This window comes from Paenibacillus tarimensis, assembly GCF_021532315.1.
GTDB lineage: Bacteria > Bacillota > Bacilli > Paenibacillales > Paenibacillaceae > Paenibacillus_I > Paenibacillus_I tarimensis.
In genome coordinates this window covers 68943-87795 of sequence record NZ_JAKGAO010000025.1, presented here as the reverse complement: position 1 = coordinate 87795, position 18853 = coordinate 68943, and the positions used below count along the sequence as shown (strand labels likewise).

The 18853-nt window shown below is 50.9% G+C and carries 16 protein-coding genes; 13 read left to right on the top strand and 3 right to left on the bottom strand.

Annotation, left to right across the window (positions count from 1 at the left end):
• Positions 1 to 29: 29 nt before the first annotated feature.
• The 13 genes from L1N82_RS19345 (at position 30) to map (ending at position 15414) form a co-directional block, all read left to right on the top strand.
• The gene (locus tag L1N82_RS19345; RefSeq protein ID WP_235289106.1) at positions 30 to 2474 is read left to right on the top strand and encodes a lamin tail domain-containing protein; all 2445 of its coding nucleotides are present in this window, start codon (positions 30 to 32) and stop codon (positions 2472 to 2474) included.
• A 446-nt stretch (positions 2475 to 2920) separates the two neighbouring features.
• A complete protein-coding gene (locus tag L1N82_RS19340; protein WP_235289105.1) occupies positions 2921 to 4273 on the top strand; it encodes an ABC transporter substrate-binding protein in 1353 nt (450 codons plus the stop codon).
• A gap of 54 nt (positions 4274 to 4327) precedes the next feature.
• Entirely contained in the window at positions 4328 to 5188 is an 861-nt protein-coding gene (locus tag L1N82_RS19335; protein ID WP_235289141.1) for a carbohydrate ABC transporter permease, read from the top strand.
• A gap of 13 nt (positions 5189 to 5201) precedes the next feature.
• On the top strand, positions 5202 to 6005 hold the full coding sequence (locus L1N82_RS19330; protein WP_235289104.1) for a carbohydrate ABC transporter permease: 804 nt from the start codon (positions 5202 to 5204) through the stop codon (positions 6003 to 6005).
• A gap of 33 nt (positions 6006 to 6038) precedes the next feature.
• The gene (locus tag L1N82_RS19325) at positions 6039 to 6572 is read left to right on the top strand and encodes a glycerol-3-phosphate responsive antiterminator (protein WP_235289103.1); all 534 of its coding nucleotides are present in this window, start codon (positions 6039 to 6041) and stop codon (positions 6570 to 6572) included.
• Positions 6573 to 6810: 238 nt separating this feature from the next.
• The gene (locus L1N82_RS19320) at positions 6811 to 7641 is read left to right on the top strand and encodes an HAD family hydrolase (RefSeq protein WP_235289102.1); all 831 of its coding nucleotides are present in this window, start codon (positions 6811 to 6813) and stop codon (positions 7639 to 7641) included.
• Between the two features lie 26 nt (positions 7642 to 7667).
• Positions 7668 to 8483 carry a metallophosphoesterase family protein gene (locus L1N82_RS19315; RefSeq protein WP_235289101.1) on the top strand — a complete coding sequence of 272 codons (816 nt, stop codon included), beginning with the start codon at positions 7668 to 7670 and terminating at the stop codon, positions 8481 to 8483.
• Positions 8484 to 8644: 161 nt separating this feature from the next.
• Positions 8645 to 9418 carry a Cof-type HAD-IIB family hydrolase gene (locus L1N82_RS19310; RefSeq protein ID WP_235289100.1) on the top strand — a complete coding sequence of 258 codons (774 nt, stop codon included), beginning with the start codon at positions 8645 to 8647 and terminating at the stop codon, positions 9416 to 9418.
• Positions 9419 to 9657: 239 nt separating this feature from the next.
• Positions 9658 to 11031, top strand: coding sequence for an MATE family efflux transporter (locus L1N82_RS19305; RefSeq protein ID WP_235289099.1), 1374 nt, complete (start codon positions 9658 to 9660; stop codon positions 11029 to 11031).
• Entirely contained in the window at positions 11028 to 11618 is a 591-nt protein-coding gene (locus L1N82_RS19300; RefSeq protein ID WP_235289098.1) for a TetR/AcrR family transcriptional regulator, read from the top strand. The genes L1N82_RS19305 and L1N82_RS19300 overlap by 4 nt, the downstream gene beginning before the upstream one ends.
• Before the next feature lie 32 nt (positions 11619 to 11650).
• Positions 11651 to 13444 (top strand): ABC transporter ATP-binding protein, encoded by a 1794-nt coding sequence (locus L1N82_RS19295; protein ID WP_235289097.1) that lies wholly within the window; start codon positions 11651 to 11653, stop codon positions 13442 to 13444.
• Positions 13445 to 13603: 159 nt separating this feature from the next.
• Entirely contained in the window at positions 13604 to 14563 is a 960-nt protein-coding gene (locus L1N82_RS19290) for a 3'-5' exoribonuclease YhaM family protein (RefSeq protein ID WP_235289096.1), read from the top strand.
• Positions 14564 to 14667: 104 nt separating this feature from the next.
• Entirely contained in the window at positions 14668 to 15414 is a 747-nt protein-coding gene (gene map, locus L1N82_RS19285; RefSeq protein WP_235289095.1) for a type I methionyl aminopeptidase, read from the top strand.
• A 60-nt stretch (positions 15415 to 15474) separates the two neighbouring features.
• Here map and L1N82_RS19280 read toward each other — a convergent pair whose 3' ends face one another.
• The 3 genes from L1N82_RS19280 to L1N82_RS19270 all read right to left on the bottom strand — a co-directional run bounded on the left by L1N82_RS19280 (position 15475) and on the right by L1N82_RS19270 (position 18431).
• Positions 15475 to 16119, bottom strand: coding sequence for an ABC transporter ATP-binding protein (locus tag L1N82_RS19280; RefSeq protein WP_235289094.1), 645 nt, complete (start codon positions 16117 to 16119; stop codon positions 15475 to 15477).
• 14 nt (positions 16120 to 16133) lie between these two features.
• On the bottom strand, positions 16134 to 16424 hold the full coding sequence (locus tag L1N82_RS19275) for a hypothetical protein (RefSeq protein WP_235289093.1): 291 nt from the start codon (positions 16422 to 16424) through the stop codon (positions 16134 to 16136).
• Positions 16425 to 17552: 1128 nt separating this feature from the next.
• Positions 17553 to 18431 (bottom strand): NADH dehydrogenase FAD-containing subunit, encoded by an 879-nt coding sequence (locus L1N82_RS19270; protein ID WP_235289092.1) that lies wholly within the window; start codon positions 18429 to 18431, stop codon positions 17553 to 17555.
• Positions 18432 to 18853 lie beyond the last annotated feature (422 nt).

Sequence of the window (18853 nt, the reverse complement as noted above, 5' to 3'; positions counted from 1 at the left end):
TGATTTTGTACAAGAGGGGAAGGGATTTAATGACAAGGAATGTAAGTAAGCTGTGGAGAAAAATGTCGGTATGGGCAGTCGTGCTGACGCTGCTTGTGACTCAGCTCATTCCGCAAGGGGCAGCAGACGGTGCTTCCGCCGCCGAGGCAGCTGATGCACCGCCGCTTGTCATCACGGAGATTGTGCCAAAGTCAGACGGACAGGGACAGCCTTATGAGTATGTGGAGATTTACAATACAACCAGTCAGCCCATAAGCTTGGACGGCTATCAGCTGCAGTATTTCACAAGTAATATGGAACGTCCGGCCAATCGATGGACGATTAGAGATACAACCATTCAGGCGAAGGGTTTGCTAGTTCTGTGGCTCAAAAAGTATGATTATCCGAATGTGCCGCTGACGGATTTCAATGCAGCCTATGGCACCAGCCTCCGCCAGGAGCAGGCGTATGAGGTCAAGCTTACAACGTCCGCACAGGGGCTGCACGACAGCTTGCTCCGCAAGGTGGGCATCGCCGGATCAAGCGGAGCGCTGATCAACTGGGCAATGATCAATGATGGTGCAGTAGACGGTATTACCGGCCGCAGTGTTATCTACAGTGCCGCTGGCGGTTCCGCTCAGGCTGTCAAGCTGCGGAACAACCAAATGCCAACCCCTGGTTCCCTGGTGTCTGAGCAGCTGGTTGTTCCGTCTGTACCAGCCGATCTAGTGATTACGGAGCTTATTCCCAATACAGCCAATTATGCCGGCTTTGATGCCTTCGAATTTATTGAGCTGTATAACGCCAGTCCGTATGAAGTGAATTTAAAAGGATACCGTATCGCCTCAGGCAGCTGGAATAAGACCATAACCGAGGCGTTCAAGGTGGCGCCACATAGCACGGTTGTATTCTGGACCAGAAGAGCGGAGATCGCTTCTCTTACGCTGGAGGGCTTTAACAGCTATTATTACGCTTCCTACGCGAGCAAGTATATAACGGAAGACCGGGTGATGAAGCTGGACGATATTGGAGGGCTTGTGAACAGCAGCATACAGTCGGTAACGGTATATGACCCAAGCGGAGCAGAAGCGGCTAAGGCTCGTTATACAGGCGCTGAAGTGACGGATGGAAAATCCATTGTCTACGGCTATCCGACGGACGGCACCCGTGAGATGAGACTGCTGAGAGCTGGAGAGAAGCCTACACCGGGCTGGGCGCTGGAGGAGCAGACGCCGCCGAAACGGCAGCTTGACGAGCAGGCTCCGCAGGAACCTGTGCTTTCGGCTCAGGCAGGAGCCGGCAGGGTGAATCTCGAATGGACATCCGGCGGTGAAGCCGATATCTGGGCTTATCATATTTACCGAGACGGGAAGCTGGAATATACGGTCCCGGCTGCGAAGCAGCAGTTCACGGTTTACGGTCTGACCGGCGGGGTAAGTTACGGGTTTGAGGTTTCCGCGGCGGATACATCCGGGAACGAGTCGGGGAAATCGGCAGCTGCCCGTGCGGTGCCTGCCCACCAGACGATTACGCAGCAGGAGAGGGCGGTAAACCCTTACGCAGCGGAATATGAGATGCTCTGGGACATTAGTGAGGTGGGGCCGGTTATCCCCGGGCTTGCCGAGGATATCGTACCGCAGGGACTTGCCTATGATGCGGAGCGGGGCTGGCTGATGATGGTCAGCTACTTGGATGATGGGAGACCGGGCACGCTTTCGGTCATCCGTGCTGCCGACGGTTCCCATATAAAGTCGGTTCATCTGTACAATGAAGACGGTTCGCCGTATACCGGCCATGCCGGAGGTGTAGCCGTCAGCCGCGAGCATGTATGGATTGGCTCGGAGCAGTTCCTGTATAAGATGAAGCTGGATGAAATCGTGCAGTCGGCTGATGGGGAGAATGTCCGGTTTGCGGGACGCTTCCCGGTTCCGGTAGAGGCGGCGTTCAACACCTATTCGGATGGCGTGCTGTGGGTGGGTGAGTTTTATGAAGCCAAGAGCTACCCGACCGATTCATCGCATCACCTGCGCAATCGTGACGGAAACACCAACCATGCCTGGATGCTCGGGTACAAGCTGGATGCAGTGACGGACGAGCCATCGGCAGGTGCTAATCCGGACTATATTCTGTCAATTGGCGGGAAGGTTCAGGGAGCTTCAGTCGGAGCTGACAGCATCATTCTCAGCACATCCTATGGGCGGGCGAATGACAGCATTTTGTATCGTTATGACAATCCGCTGAAGGAGACGCCGCACACAGCGGTCACGCTGAACGGAAGCCAGGTTCCGGTATGGTTCCTGGACGGCCAGTCTGCCAAGGAAACGAACAGCCGCGCGGTCATCGTACCGATGTCGGAGGGTATTACCGAGGTGGATGGTGAGCTGTATGTGCTGCTGGAATCGGGTGCTAACAAGTATCGTTATACCACAGCCTACATCATGGACCGCATGGTTAAGATCAACCTCGATCGTTGGGCGGCTTACGGGCTGAATTAATATTTACACAACCATAACATCTGCTTGATACTGGCTTGACGCTGCAACCCTATAATGGCTTTAACAGATGCATACAAATGTACGGGTTGAGATGATGAGAAAACCCTGTTTGATGACAGCCTGGCTTGTCCGCGGACATGCTAGAGGCTTCTTCGAACAGGGTTTTTGGCGTGCGCTTTTGCATCCTTCACAACGGCCCGGAACTTTTACAATACGTAAACATTTCCTCGCATCTGTTCTGATAAACAGCCTTTATAGTTAGGACTCGTAACGGGCAGGGGCAGCATCGCAGCGCGCAGGCTGGGACAAGCCGCTAGTATGTTCATGGGACAGAGTCAATCGAGCAGCGTTAACACCGGGTATCCGGGCTTCGGTAGCCAGCCGGGCCGGACGGACCCGTGTTATATACATTCGTAACATTCAAACCAAAGGAGAGTAGAGAAAACATGCGTTCAAAAATGAAGGCGATTCTGTTAGTACTCGCAAGCATCATGATCATGGCGGGCTGTTCCTCGAACACGGCGAATAATGGGGGCAGTGCGGCACCAGCCTCGAACGAGCCAGCGGCTGCCGAGAACGGCGGAGCGGCAAGCACGGACGAGAAGGTGGAGCTGACATTCTACTACCCTGTGGCCGTTGGCGGCCCGCTGACACAGATTATTGAGCAGATGGCGGCTGATTTTACGAAGGAAAATCCGAACATCACAGTCAAGCCTGTCTACACCGGCAGCTACGACGATACGATGATTAAGACACAGGCTTCCGTACAAGGCAAGACGCCGCCGGATGTAGCGGTTCTGCTGAGCACGGAGCTGTACACGCTGCTGGACATGGACGCAATCGTTCCGCTTGACGACATGATCGCTGCAGACGGCGGCGACGAATATATTAATGACTTCTACCCTGGCTTCATGGCCAATTCCCAGACGGGCGGCCAGACATGGGGGATTCCGTTCCAGCGCAGCACGATCGTTCTCTACTACAACAAGGAGGCCTTTAAGGCGGCTGGACTGGATCCGGAGAAGGCGCCACAAACCTGGGATGAGCTGGCTGACTATGCGAAGAAGCTGACGAAGGACGGCCAGTGGGGTCTTGAGATTCCGACAACCGGCTTCCAATACTGGATGTTCCAGACCTTCGCCTTGCAGAACGGCAAGAACCTGATGTCTGACGACGGCAAGCAGGTATTCTTCAATACGCCGGAGAACGTCGAAGCTCTTACATTCTGGCGTGACCTGTCCGCTGTGCACAAGGCGATGCCGGAGGGCTCGATCGAATGGGCTACTGTTCCATCCGACTTCATCGAAGGCAAGACGGCTATGATGTACCACACGACAGGCAACCTGACTAACGTCAAGAACAACGCGCAGTTCGATTTCGGCGTGAGCATTCTGCCGGCGAGCAAGCAGCACGGTACACCAACCGGCGGCGGCAACTTCTACATCTTTAAGGGTACGAGCGAAGCGAAGCAGCAGGCGGCATGGAAGTTCATTAAGTTCATGACCGAGCCGGAGCGTATGGCGCAGTGGAGTATTGATACGGGCTATGTTGCACCGCGTGAATCCGCATATGAGACGGAGAAAATGAAGGCTTACACCGCAGAGTTCCCGCAGGCGCTTGTTGCCCGCGACCAGCTGCAGTACGCATCGGCCGAGCTGTCCACCCATAACAACGGCAAGGTCGTGAAGGCGTTCAATGACAGCCTGCAATCGGTGCTGACCGGCGGCGCTGATCCGGCTGCTGCCCTGCAAAAGGCGCAGGAAGAAGCGGACAAGGTGCTCGCGCCATTTAACAAGTAAGGACGAATTTGAGGGGGGCTGCTTGTGAAGACAGCTAGACGCAACAAATTGAAGATGAACGCATTCGCTTGGATGCTGCTCTTTCCCTCCCTCATCTTTCTCATTCTGTTCACCTTCTACCCCGTGGCCGGGGCGCTCAAGACCAGCTTCTACATGGCTGACTTGAGCACGCCCCAGCCCATCTACATAGGCTTGGACAATTACAAGGGAATGATGGAAGATGACGTGTTCTGGAAAGTATTCACGAATAACATCTGGTTTGCGGTCGGGACTGTGCCGACAAGTATACTGCTGGCGCTCTTGATGGCAGTGTTCGCCAACAAGATTGTCAGGGCCAAAGGATTGGTGCGGACAGCATTCTTCTACCCGACGCTGATTCCGATGATTGCGATTGGCAACATCTGGCTGTTTATCTACACGCCGGGCTACGGTATGCTGAGCCGTTTCCTCGCAAACTTTGGCGTGGGGGATATTAACTGGCTGGGCACGCAGAGCCTTGTCATGATCGCCATGATCATCATGGTGGTATGGAAGGAAGCCGGTTATTTCATGCTGTTCTACCTGGCCGGACTGCAAAATATTTCTCAGGAAATGTATGAGTCTGCCGAAGTGGACGGCGTACCCAAGTGGAAGGTGTTCTGGCGGATCACGTTCCCGCTCTTGATGCCGACGACGCTGTTCGTCTCAATCATCGCACTGACCAATTCATTCAAGCTGGTTGACCATCTCTGGATTATGACCAAGGGCGGGCCTGACAATGCCAGTAACCTGCTGCTGTACTATGTATATGAGATGGCTTTTAAATTCTGGGATCAAGGCATGGCATCCGCGCTGACCACCGTCATGATTGCGCTGCTGCTGCTGATTGCCGCCATTCAGTTCTTCGGACTGGACCGGAAGATCCATTACCGCTAGGAGGAGTCCATACATGACGAAGAAAATCAGCTACACCCTGATGTATGCGATGGCCATCATCTGGCTTATCCCCCTCGTATGGACATTCTGGACCGCATTCCGACCGAAGAAGCTGGCGCTGTCGCCTTCGATCACGTTTGATTTTACACTCGCGAACTTCAGCCATGTCTGGCAGGGCGCACCATTCTCGACCTATTACCTGAACACGCTGCTCGTGGTAGTGGGAATCTTCACTGTGCAGTTCCTGACGGCCACTATGGCGGCGTTCGCCTTCGCGCGGATTGACTTCTGGGGTAAGCAGCTTGTCTTTGTTCTGTTCCTGGCCCAGATTATGATTCCGGCGGATATTTTGATTTTCCCAAACTATACGACCCTCCGCGATCTGTCGCTGCTCGATACGAAGCTAGGCATCATGATGCCGTACCTGGCCTCCGCCTTCGGCGTGTTCCTGCTCCGTCAGATGTTCAAGACACTGCCCTACGAGCTGGATGAGGCGGCACGGATGGAAGGATGTAGTCTGTGGCAGATTCTATGGAAAATTTATGTCCCGCTTTCGCGTCCGGCCTACATATCCTTCGGCGTTGTGTCGGTCAGCTACCACTGGAACAACTTCCTCTGGCCGCTTATCGTGACGAACTCGGTGGAAAATCGTCTGCTGACGGTTGGACTGGCGATCTTTGCGCAGTCGTTCGAGACGGGAGCGCAGTGGAGTGAAGTGACCGCGGCGACGATCATCGTCATCATACCGCTGATTATTGCGTACATGCTCTTCCAACGGCAGTTCATGAACAGCTTCATCCATTCGGGCATTAAGTAGACAGTCATGCGGAACAAGGAAGGCAGGTGCAGGATGAAAGAGAGGATCATCGCTTCAATTACAAGAGTGGAGCAGATCGAGAAGGTGCTGGCAAGCAGCGTCCGGCGGGTCAACCTGATGACCGGGGACATTACAACGCTGGCGTCCATCGTGAAGCAGCTGCATGAAGCAGACAAGCAGGTTTATGTGCATATGGAAATGGTAAACGGTCTCGGCCGCGATACATCCGCCATTCAGTACATGGCGCAGACGTTCAAGGTGGACGGTATTGTGACGACGAAGAGCAACGCAGTTGCAGCAGCACGCCATGCGGGAATTCGCAGCATTCAGCGCGTGTTCGCGATTGATACGGCAGCCGTGGAGACGGCAATCCGGATGATTCATACAAGCAAGCCCGATGAAGTGGAGCTTATGCCCGGCCTGATGCCGCGGATTATTAGAGAGGTCAAAGGCAAGGTCAGCCAGCCCTTGATCGTCGGCGGTCTGATCCGCTATGAGGAAGAGATTCAGGAAGCACTGGATAATAACGCGGACTTCGTGTCCGTCGGCCATCATCAATTCTGGTAAGACGTGAGATTGACAATCCTAAGGTGGAGACGATGAGAAAACCTTGGAGCTACCAATCAGCGCTGCGGGACAGGCTTTAGGCTGTACAGGGAAGGCATCTGGATGCTGCCTCGTACTTGTCCTTGTCGTGAAAACGGCATGCTGCATGCTGTATGCAGACCCGTACGCTGATGATGCCCGGGTTTTTTTGTCTGTTGTCTGACTTATTACATATATGTGCAGCAGGGAGAGGGAATTCATGAGTGCAATACGCCTTATTGTCAGTGATTTGGATGGAACGCTGCTGTCGCCTGACCACAGTCTGTCGAAGTCGGTCATTGATGCTGTGAAGGAATTTACATCACGGGGAGGCTTGTTTACCTTCGCAACCGGACGGCCATTCCTTACGGCAGCGGCCTTCGAGACGCAGCTGCAGCTGCAGCTGCCATATATTTTGTGCAATGGGTCGGTTCTGGCCTGTACAGGACAAATTGTGGAGAGCCAGGATTTCATGCTGGACGATTTGGCCGGACTGCTTGAGGAAGCAGATGAGCAGCTGGTGGATGTGCTGATGTTTGGGGAGGGCGGCGTCTCGGTGTTCCGGGCTTCGGAGCCGGTTGCCGCATACGAGGCCAAGGAGAAGGTTGCCTGCTCGCTCGTTGACCGTACGGCGGATAGTTCCTGGCGGATGGGAAGGGTGCAGAAGGTCATTCTGATGGGGGATATGAACGTCATCCGGCCGCTCTGGGAGCGGCATCAGCCGGGGCTGAAGCTGCAGTATTCCACCTTTCAGTCGGAGATTAATTACTGGGAGATCATCCCGCCCGGCCAGAGCAAGGGAGCCGCGCTGCGGCGGCTGGCAGAGCGGCTGGACATTCGTCCGGATGAGATTATGGCAATCGGGAATCAGATGAACGATCTCGATATGCTGCTGGCGGCAGAAATTGGTGTTGCTGTCGCGAATAGTCCGGATGAACTGAAGGCACAGGCGGACTATGTGTGTGAAGCGGGGTACGGAGACGGAGTTGTGGAGGCGCTCCGGAGGTTTTGCCTGAACTCCGGGCCTGTGACGCCTGTTGTGGAGATATAAAGTAGTGAGGAGAGGAGGCTGCTGTCATGGTAGCGGTTAGCGGCAAGGAGTTGTATTTTATCCATCTGACAGACACGCATGTGAATAAGCCGGGGCTTACACCGATGTACGGTGTGGAGGCAGCCGCCAACATGCGGCGGGTATTCGCGCATATCCGGACGCTGCCGGTCAAGCCGGCTTTCGTCGTGGTGAGCGGGGACTTGACCCATGACGGAGATGCGGAAGACTACCGGTATCTGCGGCAGCTGATGAATGAAGAGATGACTGCGCTCGGCGGCGTTCCGCTGTATCCGGCACTGGGCAACCACGACCTGCGCGGACCGTTCCGCGAAGGCTACCTCGGTGAATCGGGGGATGACCCTTACTACTACACGGTCGATATTGATGATGTCCGCTTGATCGTCCTGGATTCCCTGCTGCCGGGCGAGGTGCCGGGTCGGATAGACGAGGCGCAAATGGACTGGCTGCGCAGGGTGCTGGAAGAGCCGGCTTCCGGCGGCACGCTCATCGCGCTTCACCATCCGGCGGGCCTGACGGCAGGCGGTCTGCTGGATGAGCATCGGCTGATTAACCATGAAGAGCTGGCGGAGGCGATCGCGGGGAAGAATGTGCTAGGGCTGCTGTCTGGCCACATTCATTATCCGTTCTTCGGGAGTTTTCACGGGGTTGGGACGTTTACGGCTCCAGGCGCTTCAGTGGGCTTCGAGCCGTGCGGCGAGGAGTCGATCCGCTACGTCGACCGGATCGGCTACAATCTGTGCGTGCTAAGGGGTGGCGTGCTTCATGCCGTGCCGTTTATTTTACCGGGTGAGCAGGGACTGGTGTCGGATTTGAAGCTGTAGGGCGAGAGGAAGCTGCCCATTCTCCTGTATATGGATATTTGCCACATCTCGTTAGTTGCCTTCTGCTCCGTTTCGGTGTTTACTTATAGGAAGCATGTACAAGCAGCACACAGACAAAGCTGGCAGGCAGGTCAGGCCGGCAGACGGATAGGAGAATGCAGATGGCATACAAAATTGTGTTTTTCGACATCGACGGCACGCTGGTTAACGAGGAAAAGCAGATTCCGCAGGACACGATGGATGCGGTACATGAACTGAAGGCCAAAGGCATAGAGCCGGTTATCGCGACCGGACGCGCACCATATTTCATCAAGCCGCTGGCGGAGAGTCTCGGAATTAACTCCTACGTGACCCTCAATGGCGGTTACGCGGTTTACAAGGGCGACCCGATCTATAGAAGACTGCTGTCGCGAAGCAGCATTGAGGCACTGGTCAATGTTGCGGCTAAGCACGGCCACTCTCTTGTGTTCCAGGGTGAAAATGAATACTATACCGATGCGGAGCTGCATCCGTTCATGAAGGATTCGGTTATGTCGCTGAAGGTAGATATGCCGGGCTATGACCCGGATTACTGGAAGAGCAATGATATCTTCCAGATGTTCCTGCACTGCGAAGCAGGGGAAGAGCATCTGTATGAAGAGCTGCTGTCCGAGCTGAAGCTGATCCGATGGCATCCGCAGGCGATGGACGTGCTGCCGGCAGGCGGCTCCAAGGCTCAGGGTATCGCGGCTATGCTGGAGCTGCTTGGCATCTCCAAGGAGGAAGCGGTGGCGTTCGGCGACGGTCTGAACGATAAGGAGATGCTGGAGTACGTTGGTCTTGGCATTGCTATGGGGAACGCACATCCTGAGCTGATTCCCTATGCCGACTATGTGACCACGCATGTCGATGAAGGCGGCATCCGCAATGGCTTGATTAAGGCAGGCCTGCTGTAGGACTGGTGTTCTGCTGCGCAGGACCAAGGCTTAGTTCAGCAAGCATTTGCATGATGGTTAAGAATATCTTTACAAGACGACCTGTCCCAAGCGGCGGGTCGTTTTTTTTATATTGACAGTGCCCAAGTTTTAGCCAAACACATAGCCAAAATAGAAAAGGTCTGTTAAGATGTATACTGAACGTTCATTCAAAATACAATAGAAGAAATTGGAACTCATAAAGGAGATGGGAAAATGTCATGAGAGAGACCCATGCTGTAAATCCATTAGAAACTTTATCAATAGGTCGCGCTTTTCTAAAATACCTGATTCCTTCGCTTCTGGGCATGCTGATCATGGGAGCCAACTTTATCATCGATGGTATCATGGTCGGCAATAAACTGGGGGCTGTAGCCTTGGCGGGAGTCGGGATCGCAGGTCCGGCTTATACCCTGTTTGCGGCGATGTCCCTATGGATTGGAATAGGCGGTGCAACCATCTACTCCCAAGCAATGGGCGAAAAGAATTACACGAAGGCCAAGGAGGTCTTTTCCCAGTCGTTGACGCTTATTTTTATGGTGACCCTTATCATCGGGGTTACCGCCTATATCTTCAGGGAACCTTTGGTTTACGCGTTAGGAGCTAATGAGGAGACGTATCCTCACGCTTTTGCTTATCTGCAGATCATGCTGTTGTTCGGGTTTATCATCACCGTTGAGAGTGCACTTAGCGTGTTCGTCCGGAACGACGGAAATCCGAATCTAGCCATGGCCGCTCAGGTCACTTTTGCGCTATCCAATGTCCTATTTAACTCTATTGCCCTGTATGTACTGGATACGGGGGTGCAGGGCGTGGCGATCGGAACAATGACTGCCGCGTTTGTCGGACTGCTGGTGCTGTCTTCACATTTCCTGAAAAAGGATACGCACTTAAAGTTCCGGAAATTCAAGTGGAATAAAAAGATGCTGATGGTCATTATCCTAATCGGCTTCCCCAGCTTTATCGCGGAAGTCGGCATGTCTATCTTTACGGTAGCTCATAATGTCGTGTTGGAACGATTGGCCGGCACAGCGGGAGTAGCGGCTTTTTCCACACTGAGTTATCTGCACGGCGTAATGTTGTTGGCTTTTCTGGGGCTGGGTTCGGCTATACAGCCTTTAATCAGTTATTATCACGGGGCACAGCAGGAAGAACGAAAACGCCATACGGTACGGATTGCCACTCAAGCCGGACTGGTAGCCGGAGTGCTACTACTGCTAGTTACACAGCTTTGGGCAGCACCGATCGTCAAAATTTTCGGCGATTTTCCGCAGGAAGTGACGGATCTTGCCGTAAACGGGATTAAAGTATTTTCGATCGCCTACCTCTTTGTCGGTGTTAACTTTGTAATGATGACTTACTTTCAATCGATCAATCATGTGAAAATGGCGATCTGGGTTACCGCTGCCCGGGAGATTATCCTGATGCTGATTTTCCTGGCCGTACTGCCGCCATTCTTTGGGATTCAAGGGGTATGGATCGCTGTCCCTCTGTCGGAAGGCATTGTGCTGCTTACGATTTATCTTTACTATAAGAAGTATTTTGTTCACAATAGCGTACTACAGGGAAAATTAATAAAGGAGCAGAGCAAATGAGCAAAAAGCAGATCCAGAGCGAAGAGACCAAGAAGAAGTTTGCCGAGGCGGCAAAGATTCTCTTTGCCCAAAAGGGATATAAAGGAACTTCAATCGAAGACATTGTGAAGCTTGCGGGAGGAAGCAAAGGCAACATTTATTATCATTTCACCAACAAAGAAGGGCTGTTTATGTATTTGCTGGAGGAATGGGACCGGGAATTCAATTCCCAATGGGAAGAGAAAGCGAATCAGTACACGACGATTGAAGATACTTTGTATGCGCTGGCCGAGCATCTGCTCGACAGCAACTCGAATCACCCTTTAACGAAGGCGGCAGACGAATTCTTCGACGATGAATGGGATAACAGCGAAGTAAAGGAAATGGTAGATGCCTATATCACCAACCATATCGCCTCCATTCGGAAGATGCTGGAGAAGTCCATGGAACATGGAGAATTGGCCAAGGACGATTCACATATGCTGGCTATAATTTTGGAAGCCATGTTCGAGGGGTTGAGCGATATATCGAAATACTCTCCGGAAGAACCTTTAACTCTCTATCGCAAAGCCATCCACACTTTACTCAATGGGATGAGAAGTCGTTAAGTTAATTAGCGGACTCACGGAGGAACTATGCAATGGAGGTACAACTCGAAAAAGAAACAAGCGGACATGTGAAGAAATCGTCGGTTAGTTATCTGTACAAACTTGTGAGCCTGTCCGGCATGCCCAAAATGCTGCTGGGCACAGCCGCATTGCTGAGCATCGCTTCTTCGTTAACCGGTCTCGTCTGGCCGGTGATGACGGGACGATTCATCGACCAGTTTACAACCGGAGGAGTGAATGGAGGATTAATTGCCCTGCTGGTCGGTGTTTTCCTCTTAGAGGCTTTAACCTCGGGCGTATCTTACTATATGCTGGCTTACGCGGGAAATCAGACGGTTACGATGCTACGGAAACGACTGTGGAGTAAGACGTTATCCCTGCCGATCCATTTTTTTGACAGGCACCGGTCAGCGGATGTAATGAGCCGAATTGCCAATGATACGGACGAGATCCGAACGCTCATTACCGAACATTTGATTTCTTTCTTCTCCAACCTGTTAACGGTCATCGGCGCACTCGCGATTCTATTTTGGCTGGATTGGCGGCTGACACTTGTCGTTCTGCTTGCTGCCCCGCTCGGTGCGGCCATCATTGTACCGATCGGAAGTAAAATGTACGGCATCTCAATGAAAATGTATGATCAATTGGCGCAGTTCGCCTCCGTATTGACTCAGGTCATTGGGGAAATCCGGCTGGTGAAATATTCAAATGCCGAAAAGCGCGAGGAAACAAACGGATTCGAGAAAGTTGACAATCTTTTTCGGCTCAGTATGAGGGAAACGAAGATATACGCGATTCTCTCCCCGCTCATGTCCATGATCATGGTCGTGCTTCTTGTTGCTGTCGTGGCTTACGGAGGCATGCGTGTCTCTTCGGGTGCTTTAAGTACGGGAGTTCTCGTTTCATTCGTTCTGCTTTTGTTCCAAGTTATACTCCCAATTAACACATTTGCTACTTTCTATTCTAATCTGCAGAAGGTGTCAGGAGCAGCCGATAGATTGAAGGCTATTCTTGAAGCGGAAGCCGAACAGGAAGCGAAAGGCCTTGCAATGCCCAGCGACCAGCGCGATCTCGTGTTCAACAGTGTAAGCTTCGCTTATTCTTCTGATGAGCCGGTACTTAAAAACGTCGATCTCACCTTGCGTGCCGGACAGGTCACTGCACTGGTTGGCCCGAGTGGGAGCGGGAAAACGACTGTTTTCTCGCTTATTGAACGGTTCTACTCGCCCACAAAAGGAATGATCACCTATGGTGACCAACCGATCGATGACTTCGACATCGCATCTTTTCGGAGCAGGATCGGTTATGTCTCACAGGAAAGCCCTCTTGTTCATGGAACGATTCGGGACAACATCGTCTACGGACGCATGGACCCGGTAACGGAAGAAGAAATGATTGAAGCAAGTAAGCTGGCCTATGCCCATCACTTCATCAGTTCGCTGCCGAATGGCTATGATACGGAGGTCGGCGAACGAGGCATTCGGCTGTCGGGCGGGCAAAAGCAGCGTATTGCCATAGCCCGGGCAGTGCTGCGCAATCCGGATATTTTGCTGCTGGACGAGGCGACTGCAAGCCTTGACAGTGATTCTGAACATGAAGTTCAGAAAGCTCTGCAGCGCTTGATGAGCAGCTGCACGACGGTCGTTATTGCACACCGGCTTTCGACCGTAACGAACGCCGATCAGATCGTCGTTCTTGAATTCGGACAGATTACCGGCACGGGACGTCACCATGAACTGCTTGAAACGCATTCTTCCTATGCGGAATGGACGAAAAAGCAGTTCCGGCATAACCAAGACCACACGCCGCAGCACGCGATAGAGTAACGGTTGGAAGAACAAAGTCCTCATAAAGTTATTGAGCCCCCAGAGAAGGGGGCTCATGTTTGTTTGCTCTAATGTTACTGAATCCACTGTTCCTTATAAGGATGCCGACAGCTGAACTTCATAGTATAATGGTTTCTACCATAGTGGGGAGGAACCGGCATGACAGAGATTAAGCAGCTCAGCCCGCAGGATGAATTCACGGGCTACTATTTATTGAAGGAATTGGACGTTAGACAGACGAATGCGACGCCTCCGAAGGATTACTTTGACATCGTGCTGAGTGATTCGAGCGGTCAGATTTCGGCAAAATACTGGGATGTGAGCACGGCCGACAAGGAAACCTTCTTCCCGATGATGCTGGTCAAGGTACGGGGCATTGTGCAGCTGTACCGGGAACGGCTTCAGGTGAAGGTAACGCGAATCCGCAAGGTGACGGACGAGGATAATGTGAGCATCACGGATTTCATCCGCTCGGCGCCAATCCGCCCGGTGGATCTTGTGCATGCGATCAAGCAGTCGATGAATAGCATACAGGATGAGCAGATCAGGCAGATTGTGGCCTACTGTGTAGGCAAGGTGGAGGAGAAGCTGATGCATTATCCGGCAGCGAAGACGCATCATCATGCGTATTTTGCGGGGCTTGCCTATCACATGGCGCGGATGCTTGAGCTGGGGGATTTCATCTGCAAGCAGCGGCCGTTCCTGAAGCCGGATTATGTTAAGGCAGGCATTATCCTGCATGATATCGCCAAGCCGGAGGAGATGGTCGCACAGCTCGGCATCGTCAGCGAATACAGCCTGCACGGCAAGCTGATCGGCCACATTGCGATGGCTTCGAACTGGATTACGGAAGCGGCGATTCACAGCAGCATACCGCTGGATGCCGAGTGCGTCCTTGGGCTGCAGCATCTGGTGCTGTCCCATCACAATCTTGGCGAATGGGGAAGTCCGGTTCAGCCGCAGACGGCTGAAGCGGTTGCGCTCCACCATATCGACGCGCTTGATGCGAAGCTGCAGATGGTAGAGGATGCGCTCGACACGACGCCGGAGACGGAGCCGTGGACACCGATGATCCGGGGACTGGAGAATAAGGCCATCTACAAGCTTGGTACGAACTAACCGGCTGACCGCATGAATTGCGGGCTGGGCAGGGTGTCTTTTTGATAATTGAATGAATATGGTAAAATACTGGGATATACAGCGGGCAGAGAGGAGTTTGCAGCATGATCGTGCAGACGGAAGAGGATATTAAAGGCTTACAGGAGATCGGTAGGATTGTAGCCTTGACAATACAAGAGATGAAGAAGCACGCAAAGCCGGGCATAACGACACGAGAGCTCGATGAGATCGGCCGCCGCGTGATGGAAGGCGAAGGCGCGGTATCGGCGCCGAAGAAGGTATATGATTTTCCGGGCTACACGTGTATCAGCATCAACCGCGAGGTGGCACACGGCATCCCCGGAGATCGGATTATGGAGCCGGGCGACCTGGTCAATGTGGATGTGTGTGCGGAGAAGGGCGGCTATTTTGCCGATGCGGGCCACTCGTTCCAGCTGGAGCCGGTTAACCCGGATCTGACCCGGCTGTGCGATCATACGCATGCGACGATGATGAAGGTGATCATGTCGCTCAAGCATGGTACACGGCTGAACGAGATAGGCCGGATTATTGAGGAGGAGGCGGCTAAGGGCGGCTATCAGGTTATTCAAAATCTGTGCAGCCACGGCGTCGGCCGGTCCATCCACGAATCGCCTTCGGAAATTCTGCCGACCTACAACAAGCACGACAAGCGCCGCCTGAAGGAAGGCATGGTGATCACGATCGAGCCGTTCTTGTCGACAGGTACGAATTATGTGCTGGAGCAGCCTGATGGCTGGACGCTGAGTGTCCCGGACGAAAGCTTCGTCGCGCAGCATGAGCACACGATTATCATAACGCAGGATAAGCCGATTATTGTGACGGTGGTTTAGTAGTTTTCGAAACCGCCCCTGAGTCGTTCGTATGAGCGTATAAAAGAGTTTTGGGGCAGATTATTTTTCTGCCCCAGTAACAACTCCGGAATTCACTTTGTAGACCTCGTTACACAGCGTTTCAATATCCACTTTATGATGGGATGCCAATAAAATTGTCGCTCCCCGATCGATTTCATCTCTGATAATAGAATAGACTCTGCTTACAGCTTCTTCATCTAAACCGTTCATAGGCTCATCCAATAAAATAAGGTCTGGCTCTTCCATGATAGCTTGGGCTATGGCAAGCTTTTGCTTCATGCCTAATGAGTATGATTTTACAGGACGTTTATCTGCCGGGTCCAATCCTACTCGTTGAATCGCTGCATGAATTTGTTCTGAGCCGATTTTCTTTTGAATATCAGCCAGAAACTTCAAATTGTCATACCCGGAATAGTGATCCAGAAATCCGGGTTTTTCTAGAATAACGCTGGTATTTCTTGCAAATGAAGCTTCTTTGTTAAGCGTTTCGCCAAGAACGGTCACTTCCCCGGAGGATGGCCTTACAAGACCTGTAATGATACGAAATAGCATAGACTTGCCTGAGCCGTTATGGCCCACAAACCCAATAACCTTCCCTTTTTCCAGAGTAATCGTTACGTTATCAAGTACCGTCCTGCCTTTTATTTTTTTGCTTACTTTATTCAATTTTACGACAACAGACATTGGACTCATTCTCCTTAGAAATAATCAATTTTTTTAGCTCTCCATAAAATGAGCGTAACTAGAATCGCAATAGCGGCTGCTTCTAGTAAGAATACAACCATGACTTGTGGGCTGATGTGTTCATACATGCTGTAGTAAAGGGGGGCATAGGGCTGAACAATCCGCACACCCGCATAGAACAAGGCTACAGTCATAATATGGGCGGCTTCTACGGAGAAAAACAGCTTTATGGCCAACCACAGTAAAGCATGAATGTACAAATTCAGACTTAAACATAGAAAAATCCAAGTCACATAACTGTCCATATCGATGCTTACTCCAAACAAATAACACATGATATAGGTGGCGAGAATAAAAGTCAGGACATAAAAAATAGTAAATAGAAGCCCGTAAAGGAATTTTGAAATCCAGTACCGTGAGATATTTCTGAACCGCAAAATTTGAAGGATCTCAAACAGATGTAAATTGGATTTCCATATGAATTGCAGCATGATAAGGTATGCGACGCACAAGATAATCCAGTAAACCCAATTCAACGGTGTGTGAGTGACTGAACCAAATATCAGTCGCACCACTTCGCTTGACGAATGGATGGAGTATAGAGTTCCGTCAGCCGCATATAGCAGACTTATTAAAGCAGATATCAATAACGTGATGAAGCCAGCCTTGAAGATTTCTTTCTTTAACAATCTGTACTCAGATAATATATGATTCAAACGATCTCACCCTAACCGCTGAAATCTATTGATTTAAAGCGCCACCGGGTTATCCATACCATGACCATTGCACTTGCCGTTATAAGAGCAATAACGAACACCTTTAAGGGAAGAGGTGCAAGGCCTAAGTTGAACACTCTCGGAATGACAGCTATTGTAAACCGATCCAGCACAACCATAGAAATAACCGCAACGGCCGACAAGAATCCATTGTCTAACCATGATCTGGCGAGAAAGTAGAGTAGACCTACTAAAGATGAGATGGAATAAAAAGAGAACATAAACAACAGCATAGAAGCTTCGTTCCTTCCTTCTGGGGCATAAAGAAGAAACGGTGATCTGGAACCGTTAAGCGGCAAGTATTCCGCTAGTAGAGCTGTGAGAGCCGCAAAGGTAAACACGCAAAATGTAAATATAGCGCATACGATAAAGATTAGAATGGTTTGGTGAATGACAATTTCCACTCTGCACCCATATTTCCTTATAACTTCCCATACCCTAAGCTCTAATAGTGAACCAAGCAGGATAATGAGGAGAGGGCAAAAAAAGAACTCAAACCTTAGTAATCGAATCAGATCTTGGACGGATGACCAAGACGCCGCGGTAAATGTAGAAATGGGAAGGACACTCAGTAGATTTACTATAGGCAGCACTATCATTAACGAAGCGATATATACTCTTTTGTCGACGACATCCCGAATCGCATAGTTTATTGCCTTATGCAAATACATCTCGATGCCTCTTCACTCCTATAATATAGGTAGTAATGGTAGCGGCTAGAAGAAGACCAAACATAACGATCATTGATGCATAAGACAATTTTGAGACAGGCTGTCTCGGATCCAAAAAGTTGAATGGATCCCATGCCAGCAATCCAAGAAGAGTAAAGATAGTCCACATTCCCAAGTAGATAGACATTGGAATAAATAGAATGAGATAGCGATTGTTAAGGAATAGAGAAACGGCAAGCCCAAAGCATGCATAGACCCCGGCAAAGAGTCCGCCAATAAAATAGTAGACGAGAATATACAGGTAAATAGAGGTTTGTAATAGTTCTGAAAATAAAAGCTTTTCCTGTGAAAAAAAGATATTCGTATCCGGAAGGGCTGCTGTTCCGTTAATCAGCTTACTATAAGCCGTCGAGTAGCTTTCAAAATTCCAATTTCCGCTCATTGCATTTGCGAACAACATCGATAGGACGAGTGGAATAGTAAATATAAAGAAAGAAGAAACAAACACAAAAAGAAACTTCTTTGCGAAATAGGCTCGCCGGCTTACCCGAAGCAGCTCGAAATTAAGATAGCCGGTTGCTTTCTCCTTGTAAAAGCTATCTACAACAGGCAGAGAGACGAGAAGGGGGAACACAAAGTAATAGAAAGAAGAAAAGAATGTGTCTGATAGACCAACCCAGTATTGATGCGATGAAAACAGTGCCAGTGCATCCGGGTAGTCATGATACAATCTCGCAGCCAGATCGTATTCTTCACTGAAATAGGCTGCTCCCTTCCATATAGCCAAAAGCGCAATGACCTGTAGAGCGATCAGGCTTAGATAAGTCATCTTGTTCTTGAAGAACTTTTGCCATTCAACATTCATGGGTACACCTCAATGTATAGGTTCATTGTAATTATAAGTATCGTTAAGTTTATAAAGCAGGCAAGGCTAGCTTTCATACTAATTGACAGACGAATACCTGCTTCATATAGTTTTATTATAGATTGTAAGAAAAGGGAATATTTATGTTCAATTCCAGCCTAATTAGCTATATGCATGGAACCCACCTGATATTGGCAGGATGTAACAGGCGGTCAATCCGCCTGTAACCGTTAGTGGCAGAGGTCTTGCGGTTACCGTTCAGGAAGAACAAATTAAGAGCGGGAAAGTAACTATTGCACTTGATGGAAAATAAACGGCATCGATCCTTTAAGAGCTGGGCGGATGACGTGGTTTTATACTGGTCACTCTATCAAGTGTGGCCAGTATAGGGGTACCACAAGAAAACGGGATAGACGTTTAAG